General features: G+C 68.9%; 17 protein-coding genes. 7 read left to right on the top strand and 10 right to left on the bottom strand.

Translation table 11 applies throughout. The features are described 5' to 3' along the window. Positions 1–14 precede the first annotated feature (14 nt). Entirely contained in the window at positions 15–782 is a 768-nt protein-coding gene (locus ABD255_RS00700; protein ID WP_344208574.1) for an SDR family NAD(P)-dependent oxidoreductase, read from the top strand. Positions 783–791: 9 nt separating this feature from the next. After that, positions 792–1,283, top strand: coding sequence for a 2,4'-dihydroxyacetophenone dioxygenase family protein (locus tag ABD255_RS00705; protein WP_344208576.1), 492 nt, complete (start codon positions 792–794; stop codon positions 1,281–1,283). On the opposite strand, the gene ABD255_RS00710 is transcribed toward ABD255_RS00705, so the two are convergent. After that, positions 1,273–2,145: a LysR family transcriptional regulator gene (locus tag ABD255_RS00710; protein ID WP_344208578.1), complete on the bottom strand. Its 873-nt coding sequence runs from the start codon at positions 2,143–2,145 to the stop codon at positions 1,273–1,275. The genes ABD255_RS00705 and ABD255_RS00710 overlap by 11 nt on opposite strands. Positions 2,146–2,253: 108 nt before the next feature. On the opposite strand from ABD255_RS00710, the gene ABD255_RS00715 reads away from it, so the two are divergent. Next, positions 2,254–3,315: an FAD-dependent oxidoreductase gene (locus tag ABD255_RS00715; protein ID WP_344208580.1), complete on the top strand. Its 1,062-nt coding sequence runs from the start codon at positions 2,254–2,256 to the stop codon at positions 3,313–3,315. Here the strand turns inward: ABD255_RS00715 and ABD255_RS00720 are convergent. Genes ABD255_RS00720 through ABD255_RS00730 form a run of 3 tightly spaced genes read right to left on the bottom strand, consistent with a single transcriptional unit; the run spans position 3,268 to position 5,819 of the window. Then, on the bottom strand, positions 3,268–4,494 hold the full coding sequence (locus ABD255_RS00720; RefSeq protein WP_344208582.1) for an MFS transporter: 1,227 nt from the start codon (positions 4,492–4,494) through the stop codon (positions 3,268–3,270). The two genes, ABD255_RS00715 and ABD255_RS00720, sit on opposite strands and share 48 nt — an antisense overlap. Before the next feature lie 54 nt (positions 4,495–4,548). Next, the gene (locus ABD255_RS00725) at positions 4,549–5,610 is read right to left on the bottom strand and encodes an ArsR/SmtB family transcription factor (protein WP_344208584.1); all 1,062 of its coding nucleotides are present in this window, start codon (positions 5,608–5,610) and stop codon (positions 4,549–4,551) included. Between the two features lie 5 nt (positions 5,611–5,615). Then, the gene (locus tag ABD255_RS00730; RefSeq protein WP_344208586.1) at positions 5,616–5,819 is read right to left on the bottom strand and encodes a hypothetical protein; all 204 of its coding nucleotides are present in this window, start codon (positions 5,817–5,819) and stop codon (positions 5,616–5,618) included. Between the two features lie 265 nt (positions 5,820–6,084). Here ABD255_RS00730 and ABD255_RS00735 point away from each other — a divergent pair, with 265 nt between their 5' ends. Next, the gene (locus ABD255_RS00735) at positions 6,085–7,209 is read left to right on the top strand and encodes a glycoside hydrolase domain-containing protein (protein ID WP_344208588.1); all 1,125 of its coding nucleotides are present in this window, start codon (positions 6,085–6,087) and stop codon (positions 7,207–7,209) included. A gap of 57 nt (positions 7,210–7,266) precedes the next feature. On the opposite strand, the gene ABD255_RS00740 is transcribed toward ABD255_RS00735, so the two are convergent. Next, a complete protein-coding gene (locus ABD255_RS00740) occupies positions 7,267–10,116 on the bottom strand; it encodes a DEAD/DEAH box helicase (protein ID WP_344208590.1) in 2,850 nt (949 codons plus the stop codon). 148 nt (positions 10,117–10,264) lie between these two features. Here ABD255_RS00740 and ABD255_RS00745 point away from each other — a divergent pair, with 148 nt between their 5' ends. Continuing rightward, positions 10,265–11,002 carry an SGNH/GDSL hydrolase family protein gene (locus tag ABD255_RS00745; RefSeq protein ID WP_344208592.1) on the top strand — a complete coding sequence of 246 codons (738 nt, stop codon included), beginning with the start codon at positions 10,265–10,267 and terminating at the stop codon, positions 11,000–11,002. Positions 11,003–11,044: 42 nt separating this feature from the next. Further along, on the top strand, positions 11,045–11,782 hold the full coding sequence (locus tag ABD255_RS00750) for a class I SAM-dependent methyltransferase (RefSeq protein WP_344208595.1): 738 nt from the start codon (positions 11,045–11,047) through the stop codon (positions 11,780–11,782). 109 nt (positions 11,783–11,891) lie between these two features. Here ABD255_RS00750 and ABD255_RS00755 read toward each other — a convergent pair whose 3' ends face one another. The 5 genes from ABD255_RS00755 to ABD255_RS00775 all read right to left on the bottom strand — a co-directional run bounded on the left by ABD255_RS00755 (position 11,892) and on the right by ABD255_RS00775 (position 15,104). After that, positions 11,892–12,746, bottom strand: coding sequence for a chitosanase (locus ABD255_RS00755; RefSeq protein ID WP_344208597.1), 855 nt, complete (start codon positions 12,744–12,746; stop codon positions 11,892–11,894). A 114-nt stretch (positions 12,747–12,860) separates the two neighbouring features. Then, the gene (locus ABD255_RS00760) at positions 12,861–13,733 is read right to left on the bottom strand and encodes a diacylglycerol/lipid kinase family protein (RefSeq protein ID WP_344208599.1); all 873 of its coding nucleotides are present in this window, start codon (positions 13,731–13,733) and stop codon (positions 12,861–12,863) included. 1 nt (position 13,734) lies between these two features. Further along, positions 13,735–14,490 carry a twin-arginine translocase subunit TatC gene (gene tatC, locus ABD255_RS00765; protein ID WP_344208601.1) on the bottom strand — a complete coding sequence of 252 codons (756 nt, stop codon included), beginning with the start codon at positions 14,488–14,490 and terminating at the stop codon, positions 13,735–13,737. Positions 14,491–14,566: 76 nt separating this feature from the next. Continuing rightward, positions 14,567–14,860 (bottom strand): twin-arginine translocase TatA/TatE family subunit, encoded by a 294-nt coding sequence (locus tag ABD255_RS00770; RefSeq protein ID WP_344208603.1) that lies wholly within the window; start codon positions 14,858–14,860, stop codon positions 14,567–14,569. A 52-nt stretch (positions 14,861–14,912) separates the two neighbouring features. Next, positions 14,913–15,104, bottom strand: coding sequence for a hypothetical protein (locus ABD255_RS00775; RefSeq protein WP_344208606.1), 192 nt, complete (start codon positions 15,102–15,104; stop codon positions 14,913–14,915). A gap of 116 nt (positions 15,105–15,220) precedes the next feature. On the opposite strand from ABD255_RS00775, the gene ABD255_RS00780 reads away from it, so the two are divergent. Continuing rightward, positions 15,221–16,417: a winged helix DNA-binding domain-containing protein gene (locus ABD255_RS00780; protein ID WP_344208608.1), complete on the top strand. Its 1,197-nt coding sequence runs from the start codon at positions 15,221–15,223 to the stop codon at positions 16,415–16,417. The last annotated feature ends 100 nt before the right edge of the window (positions 16,418–16,517 follow it).

Below are 16,517 nucleotides of genomic sequence, written 5' to 3' on the forward strand. Positions count from 1 at the left end.
CACCCGGAAGTCGGATGGCAGCAATCCGGCTTCCGGGTTCTGTTTGTCCCGAGGCTCTCCCACCGACCACGCTGACCGGCATGGCCCGTACTGCGCTAGTCGTCGGAGGCACGAGTGGAATCGGCGCGGCCACCGCGCTCCGGCTTGCCGCGGACGGCGCGACCGTGATCGCAGCAGGCCTGAACAGCCCCGGCGCCTCCCCAGAACTTCAGCAAGCCGTAGCACTCCACGAGCTCGACCTGCGCGATCCGCAGCAACTGGAAGACCTCATCGCCGCCCAGCCGCGGCTCGACGTACTGGTGAACGCAGCGGGCATCATCCGCCGCGGCGAAGAGCACCAGCCGTCGGTGTTCGCCGAAGTCCTCGCCATCAACCTCACCGGCGCCATGCGGGCAGCAGAGGCAGCCCACGACCTACTGGCCGAGACCAAGGGCTGCATCGTCAACGTGGCTTCCATGCTGAGCTACTTCGGCGGCCCGCTAGTTCCCGGCTACAGCGCGAGCAAAGGCGGCATCGTCCAACTCACCAAGTCCCTGGCGGTCGCCTGGGCGCCCGACGGCATCCGGGTGAACGCGGTAGCACCCGGCTGGATCGCGACCGATCTGACCGCCGCCCTGCAAGCGGACCCGGCCGCCGCAGACCGAATCCTGTCCCGTACGCCGATGGCCCGCTGGGGTGATCCCGCCGAGGTAGCCGGCGCGATCGCCTTCCTGACTGGGCCCGACGCCACCTTCGTCACCGGCGCTGTTCTGCCGGTCGACGGCGGCTACCTGAGCAACTGAGGAGAACACATGAGCAGCAAGATCCCGATCTCGGCGGCCGTACCCCTGGAGATCGCCGTCCAGGCCGTCCCCGACGACGACCGGCTCTGGGTTCCGCAGGCTCCGGACGTGTGGTTCCGCCCGCTGATGCTGAACACGATCACCGGCCAGTGGTGCAACCTGCTGAAGGTGACCCGGTCCGGCATCGTGTCGCGGCATCGGCATCCGAGCGCGGTCTTCGGCTACGTGATCCAGGGCCGCTGGCAGTACGACGAGCACGAGTGGGTCGCCGAGACCGGCTCGTTCGTCTACGAGCCGCCGGGCGAGATCCACACCTTGCGGGTCCCGGAGGACACCACTGAGATGATCACCTTCTTCAACATCTCCGGCGCGATGATCTACGTCGACGACGACGGCAACCAGACCGGCTACGAGGACACCTTCACCAAGATCCAGCTCTGCCGCGACCACTACGCCAGTAATGGCCTGGGTGCCGACTACGTGGACCAGTTCATCCGCTAGCCGAAGGCCACGCCGGCGGGGTGGATGAGACCGCGCGGACCTCCTCCAGGACTTGGTCCAGGGCGGCCGACTCGGGGCGCGCTCGGTGCCGGAAGACCGCGACCTGGCGTTCGACCCCCGCGTCGCGAATGGGCACCAGCCGTACTCCGTCGAGGTTCGCCGTCAGCATCGCCAGCGCGTTGGTGACGCCGATCCCGAGGCCGTGGCGGACGAGCGACAGCAGCGTCTGCGGCTGGTTCGTCCGGAAGATGCTCGGCGGGTTCAGGCCGGCCGACGCGAAGGCCAGGTGGGACTCGAACTGACGCGATCCCGAGGCTTCGCCGATCGAGATCAACGGCAGCTCCGCCAACTCGGCCAGTCCCACACTGACGGGTGCGCTTCCGGCGGGGAAGACGGCGATCAGCGGTTCCTTCCAGAGCAGTTCGTGCACGAGGGCGTCGTCGGTCACGAGCGGGTGAACCGGGCGGATGGCGAGGTCGAGCTCGCCCCGGCTCAGTGCGCCCTCCAGCTCGAGACTCGGCCCTTCGTGCAGCAGCAGCCGCAGGTCCGGGTGCTCGCGGCGCAGTCGGACCGCCACTCTCGGGAACAACCAGGCGGCGACGCTCGGGTACGCGCCGAACCGGACGTGGCCCCGGACGTTCCCGGACCTGTCCGCGAGGGAGCCGAGCCGATTGAGGATCTCCTCGGCGTCCGGAAGCAGCGCGCGCCCTTCCGCCGTCAGCACCGCCGGGTGCGCAGTACGGTCGAAGAGTTGGAGGCCGAGGGATTTCTCCAGCTCGGCGACGTGCTCGCTGATCCGGGACTGGGAGCGGAAGGTCGCCTTGGCCGCGGCCGAGAACCCGCCGTGGCGCGCGACCGCCACGAAGCTGACGATTCAGTCCAGCCGATAGCCGTACGCCGCGGTCAGGTCCATAGCTGATCAGGCTAGTGCCCGGGAAGATACAGACCCGTCCGCGCTGTTGGACCGGGTGTGAAGAGGACTCAGGTGGCGGTGATCGGAGCCGGCCAGGCCGGACTGTCGGCGGCGTATCACCTGGTCAGGATGGGATTCAGCCGGTACGACGGGGTCGTGGTGCTGGACCGCAACCCGGCTCCGGGTGGTGCCTGGCAGCACCGCTGGGACTCCCTCACCATGTACGACGTGCACGGCATCGCGAATCTGCCCGGGGTCGACGTACCGGAGAGCGCGGGTGATGAGCGGGCCAACGAGTTCGTCCCGCGGTACTTCGCTGACTACGAGTCCGCGTTCGACCTGCCTGTCGTCCGGCCGGTGGTCGTCGAGAGCGTGCGGCGCGACGGCGACCTCTTCGAGCTGACGACGGACCACGACACCTACCAGGCCGAGGCGATCGTCAACGCCACCGGCACCTGGAACCGCCCGTTCATCCCCTGGTATCCCGGGATCGAGACATTCCAGGGCAGGCAGTTACACACGGCCGACTACAACGGGCCCGAGGAGTTCACCGGGCAGCACGTACTGGTAGTCGGCGGCGGCGCGTCGGCCGTTCAGTTGCTCGCCGAGATCTCCGAAGGCGCCAGTACTACGTGGGTGACCCGTCGGCCGCCCGAGTGGCGCACCCCCGGCGAGGAGTTCGGCCCCGAGATCGGCCGCCAGATCATCGCCAAGGTGGAGGAACGCGTTCGTGCGGGCCTTCCGCCGAAGAGCGTGGTCGCCGTGACCGGGCTCCAACTTCGCGAGCAGGAGCAGGCCGCCTACCGCAAGGGCGTCTACACCAGGCTGCCGATGTTCGAGCGGATCACGCCCGACGGGGTGGTGTGGTCCGACGGCCGCGAGGAACGCTTCGACGCGATCCTGTGGGCGACCGGCTTCCGCGCCGATCTGGGGCATCTGGCCCCGCTGCGCCTTCGCGAGCCGTCCGGCGGCATCCGGATGGACGGCACCCACACCGCCCTGGACCCGAGGATCCATCTCGTCGGCTACGGCCCGTCCGCCAGCACGATCGGCGGGAACCGGGCCGGCTTCTCAGCCGCGCGCCAACTCCGCGACCTCCTCCAGCCGCTCGCCGCCTGACCACTGGCGGTGCTTGCGAACGGCAACCGGGATCAGGAAGCCGGACAGCAGGAAGATTGTGGCGGTGAGCAACCACCCCGGCCAGCCCCAACTGACCGCAACCACGGTCAGCACCAGCGGTGCGATCAGGTCGCCGACCTGGTGCCCCATCGCGTAGGCGCCCTGGTACTGGCCTTGAGCCCCGGGCGGCGCCAGTTCGAAGCTGATCCCCCAGCCGCCGGCTGACTGCAGCATCTCCCCCAGCACGTGAACGAGAGCGGCGGCCAGCAGCAACGTGATGGTGACCGCCCCCGAGGTGAGATCGGTGAGCGCGAGGACACCACACGCGAGGGCGAGAAGGAGCCCGGCACGACGACCCGCGCGAGCCGCACCCGCGAGGTTTTCGGTGCCGCGGGCAACCCTGATCTGCAGCAGGATCACTGCCACCGAGTTCGTCACCAGGAGCACCGAGACCAGCCAGGTCGGGGCGTCCGTCGCGGTCGCCACCCAGAGCGGGATGGCGACCTGGGCCATCGCGTTGTGCATGCTCAAGAGGCCGTCCAGCGCCACGAAAGCCAGGTACGGCCGGTCCTTGAGCGCGGTCAGTGCCGACGGACCCGACGCCGACGGCACCGGCGCGACACGCGGCATGCCCCATCGCACCAGCCCGGCCGTGACCAGGTATGTCGCCGCGTTCGCGAGCAGGGCGATGACATAAACCTCCGGCCGGTCGACCGCGAGCACGATGCCGGCCAGCGCCATCCCGACGCCCATCCCGATGTTCGTCGTCACCCGCAGCATCGCCCGGGTCCGCACTCGCTGGTCCGGCGGCGCCAGGCCCGCGATGAGAGCACCCTTCGCGCCGCGTTGCCCTGAGTCCGCGATCGCGGTCAGCGCCGCGATTCCGACGTACAGGGCGAAGGAGCGGACTTGGGTGAGGCCGGCCATTGTCAGCGCCTGCAGCAGCAGGAACGCGACGTACGCGCGGTTCGGGCCGAGGCGGTCAGCCACCACCCCGAGCGGCGTGCTGGCGACCAGCCCGACCAGACCCGCGACGGTCAGGCCGATACCGACCTCACCGACGGACAGCCCGGCCACGCGGGTCAGGTACAGGGCACCGACAGCGGCGTAGACGCCGTTCCCGAAGGTGTTGACGAGGGTCGCGACGACCAGGCGGCGGACTTCAGGCGGAAGGGGCACGACCGCCAGCCAACAGCCTGCGCCGCCCGGACGCTGGTGGATTGACGGAATTCGTCAACGCATCACGAGATCGAGCAAGTCCGTGCCGATGCTTCTGACGGCGTCTTCGTCGAGGCGGTAGGCGACGAAGCGACCCTGACGCTCGGCGGTGACCAGGCCGGCTCGGGTCAGCGCGCGCAGGTGCCGGGTGACCTGGGTGGGGTTCAGACCCCAGATGGTCGCGATCTCCCCTGCCGTTCGCGGTTCGCTGGCGACGGCGCGGCAGATCTGCAGCCGATCCGGACCTGCCAGCGCCTCCAGCCGGCTGCGGATCGCCTGGGCGGTCGGTACTTCGGCCGCGCCACCCGCCGCCGGGTAGATCACCGTGAGCGGCTCGCCTGGAATCTCGCCGAGAAACAAGTGCGGCGCGATGAAGTTGCTCGGCACCAGCAGGATCGACCGCTCGGCCAGGTCGATGCGCTTGTTCTGCACCTTCTGAACGACCACGCTGTCCGGATCGCGCGCCGCGATCGAGCCGTCCAGCGACCGCAGCATCACTCCCAGCCCGTCGCGGACCGCCCGGTCGCGATCCTGCCGTCCCCGCGCGGCCAACTGATCCCGCGACTCGGCCCAGAGCTCGCCGAACCAGCCCTGCCAGCACGCGTCGAGCAGGTCAAGGAATCGCCGCACCGGATCGGCCGGATCGGTGAGCAGACTTTCCACCAGTACTGCGACCGCCTGCCCCCGGCTGCGAGCCCAGCGCCGTACGGCGTCCGCGTCGGTGGTTCGCGTGCTCAACGGCCTACCACGCAAGGGCCGAACCAGCTCCGCCGCGACGTCCTCGGGCGCACGGGAGCGCAGTACGGCTAGCTCGTCCTGCCACGATGGCAGGCCGGTTGCGGAGCTGGTCGCGAAGAAGCGGGCCCGGACCGCGCGCACCGTCCAGGTCCAGGCCGCCAGCTCTCTCTGGAGTTCGGGGGGCATCGTGGCGCGGACCTGCTCGGCCCACTCGGTCTTGCCGTGGTGACGCGGCTCGGCCAGGACATGCAGGGCCGAGCCCAGCTCGATAAGCGGCGAGGCGATGTGGCGGACTCGCTCGGGATCGAGCCGGCTCACCCCGGCCAGTACGGTCGGCAAGCCCGTCAGCCGCGGAGACGGAAGAGCAGCTCGGTCTCCCACTCGTTCAGGTCGGGGGTGTCGATCGGGCCCGGGTCGATGCCACGGGCCGCGAACCGGCTGAACAGTTCGGGCGTGCGGTCCGCGAACGCGCCGATCTCGGTCATCGCGACCTTGGCGCGCAGCGCGACGGACGGCTGGTCCTCGCGCTCGGCGATGGTGGGCTCCATCAACTCCTCCTCGATGTTCCGTGAACGTCTTGGCAGCAGACATTGCAGCACGCGGGTTTGAGGCGTGTACTGCTGGTGTATCAGGGGGATGGTCGCCATGGGCCGGATTTTCGTCGCGTTGTCGTCCGTTGCGGTGTTGCTTGTGGGGCCCGCACTACCTGCCGCCGCCGAGCCGGCGACGCCTATCAGTTATCCCGCGAGTGCTACGGCGACGCGGTACACCGGTTTGGCGTTCGACACCTGTACGGCGCCGACGCTTGCGCAGATGACGGCGTGGCAGGCGTCGCCGTACCGAGCGATCGGGATCTACATCGGCGGGGTGAACCGTGGATGCACGCAGCCGCAGTTGACCCTCAGTTGGGTGAGTAGCGTGAGCCGGCTGGGCTGGCGGCTCATCCCGATCTACATGGGCTACCAGGCGCCGTGCACGACCCGGCCGAACGCGGTGAAGATGACCGCACCGTCCGCTGCCACCCAAGGTACGAGTCAGGCAGCCGATGCGATCGCGAAGGCTCGGGCGCTGGGGATACTGCCGGGTAGCGCGATCTACGGCGACATGGAGCACTACAACGCGAGTGATGCGACCTGCCGCGCGACGGTACTGCGCTATCTGTCGTCCTGGACGAAGGAGATCCACCGGCAGGGGTACATCTCGGCGGTCTATGCCCATCAGGACTCCGGCGCCAAGCACCTGGCAGAGGTCTACAACTCGACCGCCTACGCCCGTCCGGACGCGCTGTGGATCGCCCGGTGGGACCTGAACTCGGCCCTGACCGGTTGGCCGCTGATCTCCAACCGCTTCTGGGCGGTGGGTCAGCGCGCCAAGCAGTACAGGGGTGACCACAACGAGACGTACGGCGGCGTGACGCTGAACATCGACAACGACCGGTTCGACGCACCCGTCGCCTCGACCTGGTACACGTACACCGTCCGGACGACCATCTACAGCTACAGCGGCCCGTCGACGGCGTACCCGATCAGAACAACCATTCCGGCGAACTCCGGCGTACGCATCGTCTGCCAGACCTACGGACCTCAGATCGGCAGCACCACGGTCTGGAACAAGCTGATCGACGGTACGTACGTGACGGACTACTACGTCCGCACGCCGAACAAGCCCGGCTACAGCCCACCCATCCCCGGCTGCAGCTACCCGTACCAGACGACCATCGACAACCTGAGCCGGCGGCGCGGCCCGGGTACGTCGTACAGCACGTACCCGGGTCTGCTGCCGATCGGTTCACTCGCGTGGGTAACTTGCCAGCGCGCGGGGACGACAGTCGGCACCACCGCCGTCTGGGACCGCCTGACCGACGGCAGTTGGGTGACGGACTACTACGTCGCCAACGCCAGCAACACGACGTACAGCGCCCCCATCAGACGCTGCTGAAGTACTGCTGAACTCAGGCGAAGTACTGCGGAAAGAGGTCGTGGGCCGGTCAGCGGCTTACGGCTCGTCGACGACCGAGGCGTACGAGATCACGCCGCGGCGGATCTGGTCGGTGACGGCGCGGGCGGTGGCACGCAGCGGGGTCGGGCCGGCGGCGTCGGCGACCTGCTCGGTCAGGTCGATCAGTTGCTTGACCCAACGAACGAAGTCGCCGGCGGCCAGGTCCGACTCGTACAGGACCTCGGTCAGCGACGCACCCGACGCCCAGCGGAACGCGGCCCAGGAGAAGCCGAGATCCATCGGGCGCAGGAAGTCGACCCGCATGTCGCGTTCGAGCGCGGACAGGTCGCGCCAGATCGAGCCCATCCGCTCCAGCGCGTTCCGTACTTCGCCGCGCGGCAACCGCGGCGACGTCGGCTCGTCCTTGGAGCGCGACTCGTAGACCAGCGCCGCGAGACAGGCCGCCAACTCCGGTACGTCGAGGTCGTCGAAGACGCCCTGGCGCAGGCACTCGGCCGCGACCAGGTCGAGCTCGGTGTAGATCCGCGACAGCCGGTCGCCCGCCTCGGTGGTCTTGTCGCCGTCCAGGTAGTGCAACGCGTCGAGCACCTGGCAGACCCGGTCGAACTGGCGGGCGATGGTGTTCGTCCGCTGCTCGATCTTGCGCTGCACGTCGCGGTTCTCCCGGTCCAGCCGGAAGTACCGCTCGGCCCAGCGGGCGTGGTCCTCGCGGTCGGCGCACCCGTGGCACGGATGCGCCCGGAGCTCCGCGCGCATCTGCTGCAACTCGGGGTCGTCCGCGTGCGTGACGACGTCGCCGTTGCGGCTGCGCGACGACGGCGGTCCGTCCTCGCCGAGCATGTCGGTGCGGCCGCGCAATACGTGTGCCAGTTCGCGCCGCTGCTGCGGGTTGCGCGGGTTGAACTTCTTCGGCACCCGCAGCGAGCTGATCGCCGACACCGGGGTCGGGAAGTCGATCATCGACAGCTTGCGCACCTGCCGGTCCAGCGTCAGCACGGTCGGTCGCGGCCCCTCGCGCTCGGACCGCACGCCCGGGTCGAGCACCAGCGCCCAGCCGGCACTGCGCCCGGCCGGGATCCGGATGATGTCGCCGATCCGCAGCTTCTCCAGCGACTCCTGCGCCTCGGCCCGGCGGTCCAGCTTGCGCCGCTTCGAACCCGACGACTCCCGCTCGCCGATCCGGCGGCGCAGCGCGGCGTACTCGAGGAAGTCGCCGAGGTGGCAGTCGATGGACTCCTTGTAGCCCTCGAGCGCCTCGGTGTTGCGCTGCACCTGTCGCGCCAGCCCGACCACGGCCTGGTCGGACTGGAACTGCGCGAACGACAGCTCGAGCATGTCCCGCGCTCTCGACCGGCCGACCTGGCGAACCAGGTTCACCGCCATGTTGTACGACGGGGAGAACGACGAGCGGAGCGGATACGTACGGGTGCTCGCCAGACCCGCGACCGCGCGTGGGTCGAACCCGGGCTGCCACAACACCACCGCGTGGCCCTCGACGTCGATCCCGCGCCGCCCGGCCCGGCCGGTCAGCTGGGTGTACTCACCCGGGGTGATGTCGACGTGCGCCTCGCCGTTCCACTTGCTCAGCTTCTCCAGCACCACCGTGCGGGCCGGCATGTTGATGCCGAGGGCAAGCGTCTCGGTGGCGAAGACGACCTTGATCAGGCCGCGGGCGAACAGCTCCTCGACGACCTCCTTGAAGGCGGCCAGCATGCCCGCGTGGTGCGCGGCGATGCCACGGCTGAGTGCCTCGGAGAAGTCGTGGTACCCGAGCACGCCCAGGTCCTCGTCCGGCAGGTCCGCGGTCCGCTCGGCCAGGACGCGCTTGATCTCGTCGCGCTCGCTCGGCTTGGTCAGCCGCAGGCCCGAGCGCAGGCACTGCAGCATCGCGTCCTCGCAGCCCTTGCGGGAGAAGATGAAGTAGATCGCCGGCAGCAGTGCCCCGGCGTCCAACTCCTCGACCACGTCGGACCGGTACGGCGTGAAGTGCGACTTGGCCGGGCGGCTCTTCGGCAGGTCCCGGCGGCGTCGCGGCTTGCGCGAGTCGTCCCGGAAGATCCTGCTGTCGTCCCGGGCGATCCGGACCAGTTGCGGGTTGACCAGGTCCTTGATGTCCGAGCTGCCGCCGCCGGCCGCGGCCTTGGCCGGATTGCCGGACTTGCCGGACTTCGCCTCCGGCCGGCTCGGCGCGCCCACCCGGGCCGTCGGCGCCTCGCCGGCGAACAGGTCGTGCAGGCGCTTGCCGACCATGACGTGCTGGAACAGCGGCACCGGCCGCTTCTCCTCCAGCACGACGACCGTGTTGCCGCGGACGGTTTCGAGCCAGTCGCCGAACTCCTCGGCGTTGCTCACGGTCGCGGACAACGACACCACCGCGACCGAGTCCGGCAGGTGGATGATCACCTCTTCCCAGACCGCACCCCGGGACCGGTCAGCCAGGTAGTGCACCTCATCCATCACGACGTAGGACAGGCCGAGCAGGGTGTTCGAGGCGGCGTACAGCATGTTGCGCAGCACCTCGGTCGTCATCACGACGATCGGCGCCTCGGAGTTGATCGAGTTGTCGCCGGTCAGCAGCCCGACGTTCTCGCTGCCGTAGCGGTGCACCAGATCGGAGTACTTCTGGTTGCTCAGCGCCTTGATCGGGGTGGTGTAGAAGCACTTCTGCCCGCGCTGCAGGGCCAGGTGCACCGCGAACTCGCCGACCAGCGTCTTGCCGGACCCGGTCGGCGCCGCGACGAGCACCTGGTGCCCGTCCTCCAGCGCCGCGCACGCGCGCAGCTGGAACTCGTCCAAGTGGAAGTCGTAGAGCCCCCGGAACTCCTTCACCGCCGGATGCTCCTGGTCCGAGCGGAAAACGGCGTACTTCTCGGACGGGGTACTCATACCCCCAGGCTATGCGACGCCACCCCCAGACCCACGCCCACCCGTCCGGCCCGGCCACCGCTCGCGTCCATACCTTTTCTGCAACAAGGTGCAGAACGGGGCGTGAGGATTTGCCTTCGGAGGGTGCCGAGCCTCAAAGTTCGCGTTCGTGAGGAAACGTTTCGGATCGCTGAAACCCAACCGCCGCCAACTCCTGCTGACCGGTGCGGTGGTCGCCACCTCGACCGTCGCCGCGACCGAGACCGCCTTCGCCGGCGGGTACGGATCGGGCGATCTGGCGCCCTGGCAGGGTCTGACGAGAGCGATCGCGACCGAGGCGACGATCAGGACCGTGCTGCAGCGCAACGGGCTGTTCATGTTCGGCGACAGCATCGGCCTCCAGGACGGGAAGGCGCTGGCGACCCGGCTGGCCGCGCGGACCGGGGATCCGATCGCGGTGAACAACTGGTCGGGCCGGCCGACAGCGCCGGCCGTCGACGCGCTGGCCGAGTGGGCGCAGAGGTACGGGCTGCCGCGCCGGATTCTGATGGCGACCGGGTCGAACGACATCTTCACGCCGCCCGCCGTCGCGGCTCAGGTCGAGCGGGTGATGGACCTCGTCGGCGGTCAGCGCACGGTCTTCTGGGTCAACACCCAGGTGGCACGGACCCGGTACGGGACGGCCACCCAGCTCGCCGACCAGCGCAACAGCGCATGGATCAACCTGCAGCTCAGCGACGCCCAGCGGCAGCACCCGAACCTGCGCATCGTGCGCTGGGCGGAGTACCTCGCGGCCAAGCCGAACCGGCTGACGATGTATCTCCGGGAGGGGATCCACACCACCGTTCCGGCTGGTCAGGACGCCCGCAACGAGCTCATCGTGCAGGCGATCGCCGCCGCTAAGTGAAAATGATTGTCAACTAGGGCTCGCTCCGGCTACGGTGCCGTCATGATCGACGCCACTGACTGGATGAACCGCTGGGATCGGCAGCAGGCCGCCTATCTGCCCGAACGGGAGATGTGGCTCGGATTGGTGCTGGACGTCGTCGAGGCGCTGGTCGGCGAACCCCGTCGGCTGGTGGATCTCGCGTCCGGTCCAGGCTCGATCGCCGTCCGGGCGGCGGACCGTTTCCCCTCGGTTCACGCGGTCGCGGTCGATGCCGATCCGTTTCTGCTGGAGCTCGGTCGGCGCGCTGCGGGGAGCGGCCGAATCAGCTTCCGCCGGGCGGATCTGCTCGCGCCGGGGTGGGACACAGTACTGGGGGCGGAGTCCGTGGACGTTGTGTGCAGTGCGACCTCCCTGCACTATTTCAGCGCGGAGGACTTCAGCGAGTTGGCCGCGGTACTGGCGCGTCGGCTGCGGACCGGAGGGGTGTTCGTGAACCTTGACACGCTTGAACTGGGTGCCGAGGTTCCGCGGCTGAGCGCCCTGGCCGCGAGGCTGCGGGACCATGCATGGGACGGTGCGACCGCACACGAGGACTGGCAGAACTGGTGGGCGGCGGCACAGGCTGAGCCGGCGTTCGCCGAGTTGCATACCGAGCGGGATCGACTGGCGATCGCGCCTACCGAGGCCGCGCCGGTGACGCTGGCCGAGATGACTGCCGCGCTGCGATCGGCGGGATTCGCCGAGGTCGGCGTACTCAGGCAGGTCGCCGACAAACACCTGGTCGTCGCCCTGCGCTGAACCGTTGGACCGCGGCTCGATTTGGAGCGTTCGACCGGACTACCCGCCGGCAAGGAAAGCCTCCGCACCCCGGGGACATCGGGATGCGGAGGCCGGCATCAGTTGGACGTCAACCGATGCGGAAACTGTCGCCGTAGACCTTCCAGTTCAGGGGCGGGGTGAGGTTGAGGTTGCCGTTGCGGAGGAAGACGCGCTGGGCGGTGACGACCCGGCTGGTGTCGCTGTGGGCCTCCTCCTGCTTCATCACCCAGACCCGTGCGTCGAGGAAGGCGTTCAGCCAGGTGGTCTCGCTACCGCCCTGCGCCGGCGGCTTGGCCTTGGTCAGGGCCCGCTTGCGGATGTTGCGGAAACTGGTCGAGTCGGTGCCGTCGCCGTGCATCACGATGGCGTCGTAGTAGATGAACTGGCCGAGCACGCCGACGCCGTCGGACTTGCCCTGGGCAACGGACGGGTTGAAGTAGACCCGGTCACGCTCGTCGTTCTGGGCGGTCTTGAAGGCGCTGTCGTTCGCGGCGGTCGCCCAGTCCCTGGTGTAGTTCGGGTCCAGCCCGGCGTGCGAGTCGGTGCCGTTCACCCGCCGCAGGGCGGGCAGGTACTTGGCGAGCACGTTGCCGGGCTTGCGATCCGTGTACAACTCGACCAGGTCGAGCATGTCGCCGGTACCGGAGCAGAAACCGATGATGCCGGCCGTGTAGCCACGGCCGTCGTCGATGTCCTCGATGTACTTGTACTGCGCCTTCCAGTCCAGCGACGAGTTCTCCGCGCTGGACACGATCTTCATCGCGATCTCCTTCTTCGCCGGGTCGTCCAGCCCGACGGCCCGCACGTTCTCCTGGTACGGCGTGGCGGCGGGCGCGGCGTGCGGCTGGTACGGCGAGGCGAAGGCAGTCGCCGGGGTGGCGGCGACGGCGAGGCCGAGCAGGATTCCGGCGAGCTTGCGGCCGGAGGTGGGGCGATTCAGCACGATCTCTCCTCTGAGGGGCGTCGAGAGGGTTATCTGTTAGTAAGCTTTCCTATCAGATGAAGCTCGTCACGAACAGAGATCGGAAGAATTCACTGCGTAAGGAACCGGCGAAGATCAGGCATAGACGGTCAAAGCGCCCGGCGCGATGCCGATGTCGACCGGGAGCGGTCCGAGGATCTCCCCGTCCGCGTAGGCGGTGACCCCGGCGGACTCCAGCCGGACCGACCGGCCGCGGAGCGTGTGCACCATCGGGTGCCCGAGATGCGTCCCCTTGGACAGCTTGGGGAACATCTGCAGCAGGGTGAGCCGCGACACCGGCTTGATGATGGTGACGTCGAGCAACCCGTCGTCGATCTCGGCACCGGCCAGGATCTGCAGCCCTCCGCCGTACGTCGGCCCGGTGCCGACCGCGACCAGCATCGCGTCGGTCTCGAGCACCTCGCCGTCCACGGTCACGACGTACGAGATCGGCTTGAAGGTGCGCAACTCGGCCAGCGTGGCCAGGGTGTAGCGGGAGTTGCCCTTGGGCCAGGTCATCTCGTTGGCGCGCTTGTTCACCAGCGAGTCGAAGCCGCCGGCGATCACGGTGGTGATGAACTCGTCCTGCGCCGTCGCCAGGTCGACCGCGCGGGTCTGGCCCCGGACGATCAGGTCGGCCGCCGCCTTCGGATCCTTCAGCGGTACGCCGATGCCGCGGGCGAAGTCGTTCCCGGTCCCGGCCGGGATCACCCCGAACGGCATCCCGGACTTCGCCAGCACCTGGGCACCGAGGTGGACCGTGCCGTCGCCGCCGATCAGGGCGACCCCGTCCGCGCCGGAGGCGATCACCTGGGCGGAGATCCGGCCGACGTCCTCGGCGCAGGTGGTGGCGTACTCGTCGACGATCAGCCCGGCCGCCTCCAGCCGGGCCTGGACGATCGGTGTCACCCGGGCACCGAGGCCCCGGCCGGAAGTGGGGTTCACCACCAGCGCGATCCGACGGCTCATCTCACTCCGCCAGCAGTTCGGCGTTCTTGCGCGCCCGCCGCCGGTCGTTGATCCGCGAGATCACCTCGGCGGCGAAGAACAGGATGCACATCGGGATCGCCAGCAGGCACATCGTGAACGGGTCACCCGACGGCGTCGCGACCGCCGCGAAGATGAAGATGACCAGCACGATGTACGGCCGGAACCGGCCCAGCGCGGCGGCCGGCACGATCCCCAGCATGTTCAGCAGCACCACGACCAGCGGGATCAGGAAGGCGATGCCGAAGACCAGCATCGTCCGGATCACGAAGTCCAGGTAGAGCGGCAGGGTGATCAGGTTCTGGATGTCCAGCGGGGTGAACCCGATCAGGATCTCCAGGCCCTTCGGCAGCGTCCAGTACGCCACTGCCATGCCGCCGACGAACAGCGGGGTGGCGATCGCCGAGAAGATCATCGCCCATTTGCGCTCGCTGCGGTGCAGTCCGGGCGCGATGAAGGCCCACAACTGGTACAGCCAGATCGGGCTGGCCATCACGACGCCGAACAGCGCCGAGATCTTGATCTTGAACGTCAGCGGATCGCCGACCCCGGTGAAGGTGAGGATCGGCTTCAGGTTCTGCTCGGCCGCCAGCGCCGCGACGCTGGTCTCGAACGGCGCCTTCAGCAGGTCCAGGGCCCAGTCGTAGAAGATCCAGCCGACGATCGTGCCGGCAATGATCGCGAGCACACACTTGAGCAACCGGTTGCGGAGCTCGGTGATGTGCTCGCGCAGGGTCATCCGACCCTCTTCGTCTTCCGGGCGGCGCTCCTTGCGCCGTCCGAGCTTCACCATCGCCACAGGTGGTGCGCGTGACTCAGTTGGCGGTGTGGGTCGGCGGGTGGCCGTCGCCCGGTGCCTGGCCGTTCACCTGGTTCGGCTGCTGCACCGGCTGGGCCGGCGGCGTCGCCTGCTGAGTGGTGGCCTGGTCGCCCTCGGTCAGCTCGTCGTTCTTCTTGCGACCCGGGCCGACCTCTTCCTCCCAGATCTTCTTCGACTTGCCGAGCTGCCGCACCAGGGCCGGCAACTTGGCCGACCCGAAGAGCAGCACGACGATCGCGAGAATGACGAGCCACTCCGCGCCCTGGGGCATCCCGATTTCCGGAACCATGACGAACTCCCTTAACCGACTTCTACTCGTGGCTCAACCGTGAGCGCCGATACTACGCCCGGACCCGCAGGTCCTCGCGGATCTGTCCGGACCCGGTCGGAGACTGCGCGGCCTCGAGCTTGGACTGGGCGGCGACCAACTCACGTGTCAGTGCCTTGATCCGGTTCCAGATCTTCTTCGCGAGCAGGGCGAGGACCAGCAGCCACACCGCCACCACACCGAGGAAGAGCAGTAACCAGTACATGCCCCCGAGCCTATCCGGTTCACGGGCCCGGTCTCCCGTCGCGGCCCGTCGCGGTGGACAACGGTGTCGGAACGTGATGGTAAGAACAGGGGACCAACAGACGAGGGGGCCCGGGAATGGAACGGATCACGGTCGCGGAGCGGCGCGCCAGGATTGGTCGGCGGCACCGGCTGGCACCCTCCCAGCAGGCGGCGGATCCGGTCGAGGCGGCCGCGTCGCTGGTGGTGCTGCACGCGACCGACCCGGCGACCGTTCACCTGTCCGTGGCGGCCAGGGTTCCGGGCAGTGAGGTGGCGAGCACGGAGCGTGCCCTGTACGACGACCGCACGCTGATCCGGATGCTCGGCATGCGCCGAACGGTGTTCGTGGTGCCGACCTCGTTCGCGCCGGTGATCCAGGCGGCCTGCTCCGACGACATCGCGGTCAAGCAGCGGAAGTTGCTCGTCAAACACCTCACCGAGTCGGGAATCGCCGCGGATCCGGAAGCGTCCTTGACCTGGTTGCGCGCGGTCGAGGAGTCGACGGTGGCGGCTCTGAGCCTGCGGGGCTCGGCGACCGCGCAGGAGTTGTCGGCTGACGAGCCCAGGTTGCGGAGCCGACTGACGATGGCCCCCGGCAAGGCGTACGCCACTCAGCCCTACGTCACGAGCCGGGTGCTCTTCCAACTCTCGGCGGAAGGCCGGATCGTCCGCGGGCGCCCACTCGGGACGTGGATGAGCAGCCAGCACCAGTGGTCCCCGGTGGAGAACTGGCTGCCGCAGGGCGCCGACGCGAAGCCTTCCGCGGACGAGGCCCGTACGTCGTTGGCGCGGGCCTGGCTGGGTTCGTTCGGGCCGGGCGCGGCGGCGGACCTGCAGTGGTGGAGCGGCTGGACGATGGGCCAGACGAAGAAGGCTCTGGCCGCGGTCGAGGCGGTCCAGGTCGACCTCGAAGGCTCGGTGGGGTACGTGCTCCCCGGAGACGAGGCGCCCGAGGTCGAGACCGAGCCGTGGGTGGCGTTCCTGCCGGCCTTGGACCCAACGCCGATGGGGTGGAAGGAGCGCGACTGGTATCTGGGCGAGCACAAGGCCCGGCTGTTCGACACCACCGGCAACATCGGGCCGTCCGTCTGGGCCGATGGCCGGATCGTCGGCGGCTGGGGGCAGCCCGAGTCAGGCGACGTCCGCTACCAGTTGCTGGAGGACGTGGCCAGCGAGACCGCGGCCGCGATCGAGGCCGAGGCGGACCGGTGGACCAAGTGGCTGGCGGGCGTCCGCATCACTGCGCGCGGGCGCCGCCCGTCGCCGCTGGAGCAACTCCTCAGCCAGGGGTGAGCAGGCAAGCTCTGATGACCGGGAAGGCTCTAGCGTGAGGCTCAGTGTCAGGGTGACGTTGCCGCTCGCGCGGTGGTTGGATCCTGAGCACCTGGAGCCT

It is taken from the genome of Kribbella sancticallisti, assembly GCF_039530625.1.
Classification (GTDB): Bacteria; Actinomycetota; Actinomycetes; order Propionibacteriales; family Kribbellaceae; genus Kribbella; species Kribbella sancticallisti.

Bases quoted from the DNA above. Each gene is read 5' to 3' on its own strand.
- ABD255_RS00700 (WP_344208574.1), top strand. From the start codon at position 15: ATGGCAGCAATCCGGCTTCCGGGTTCTGTTTGTCCCGAGGCTCTCCCA.
- ABD255_RS00705 (WP_344208576.1), top strand. From the start codon at position 792: ATGAGCAGCAAGATCCCGATCTCGGCGGCCGTACCCCTGGAGATCGCC.
- ABD255_RS00730 (WP_344208586.1), bottom strand. From the start codon at position 5,819: ATGGAGCCCACCATCGCCGAGCGCGAGGACCAGCCGTCCGTCGCGCTG.
- ABD255_RS00735 (WP_344208588.1), top strand. From the start codon at position 6,085: ATGACGGCGTGGCAGGCGTCGCCGTACCGAGCGATCGGGATCTACATC.
- ABD255_RS00740 (WP_344208590.1), bottom strand. From the start codon at position 10,116: ATGAGTACCCCGTCCGAGAAGTACGCCGTTTTCCGCTCGGACCAGGAG.
- ABD255_RS00750 (WP_344208595.1), top strand. From the start codon at position 11,045: ATGATCGACGCCACTGACTGGATGAACCGCTGGGATCGGCAGCAGGCC.
- ABD255_RS00760 (WP_344208599.1), bottom strand. From the start codon at position 13,733: ATGAGCCGTCGGATCGCGCTGGTGGTGAACCCCACTTCCGGCCGGGGC.
- tatC (WP_344208601.1), bottom strand. From the start codon at position 14,490: ATGACCCTGCGCGAGCACATCACCGAGCTCCGCAACCGGTTGCTCAAG.
- ABD255_RS00770 (WP_344208603.1), bottom strand. From the start codon at position 14,860: ATGGTTCCGGAAATCGGGATGCCCCAGGGCGCGGAGTGGCTCGTCATT.
- ABD255_RS00775 (WP_344208606.1), bottom strand. From the start codon at position 15,104: ATGTACTGGTTACTGCTCTTCCTCGGTGTGGTGGCGGTGTGGCTGCTG.
- ABD255_RS00780 (WP_344208608.1), top strand. From the start codon at position 15,221: ATGGAACGGATCACGGTCGCGGAGCGGCGCGCCAGGATTGGTCGGCGG.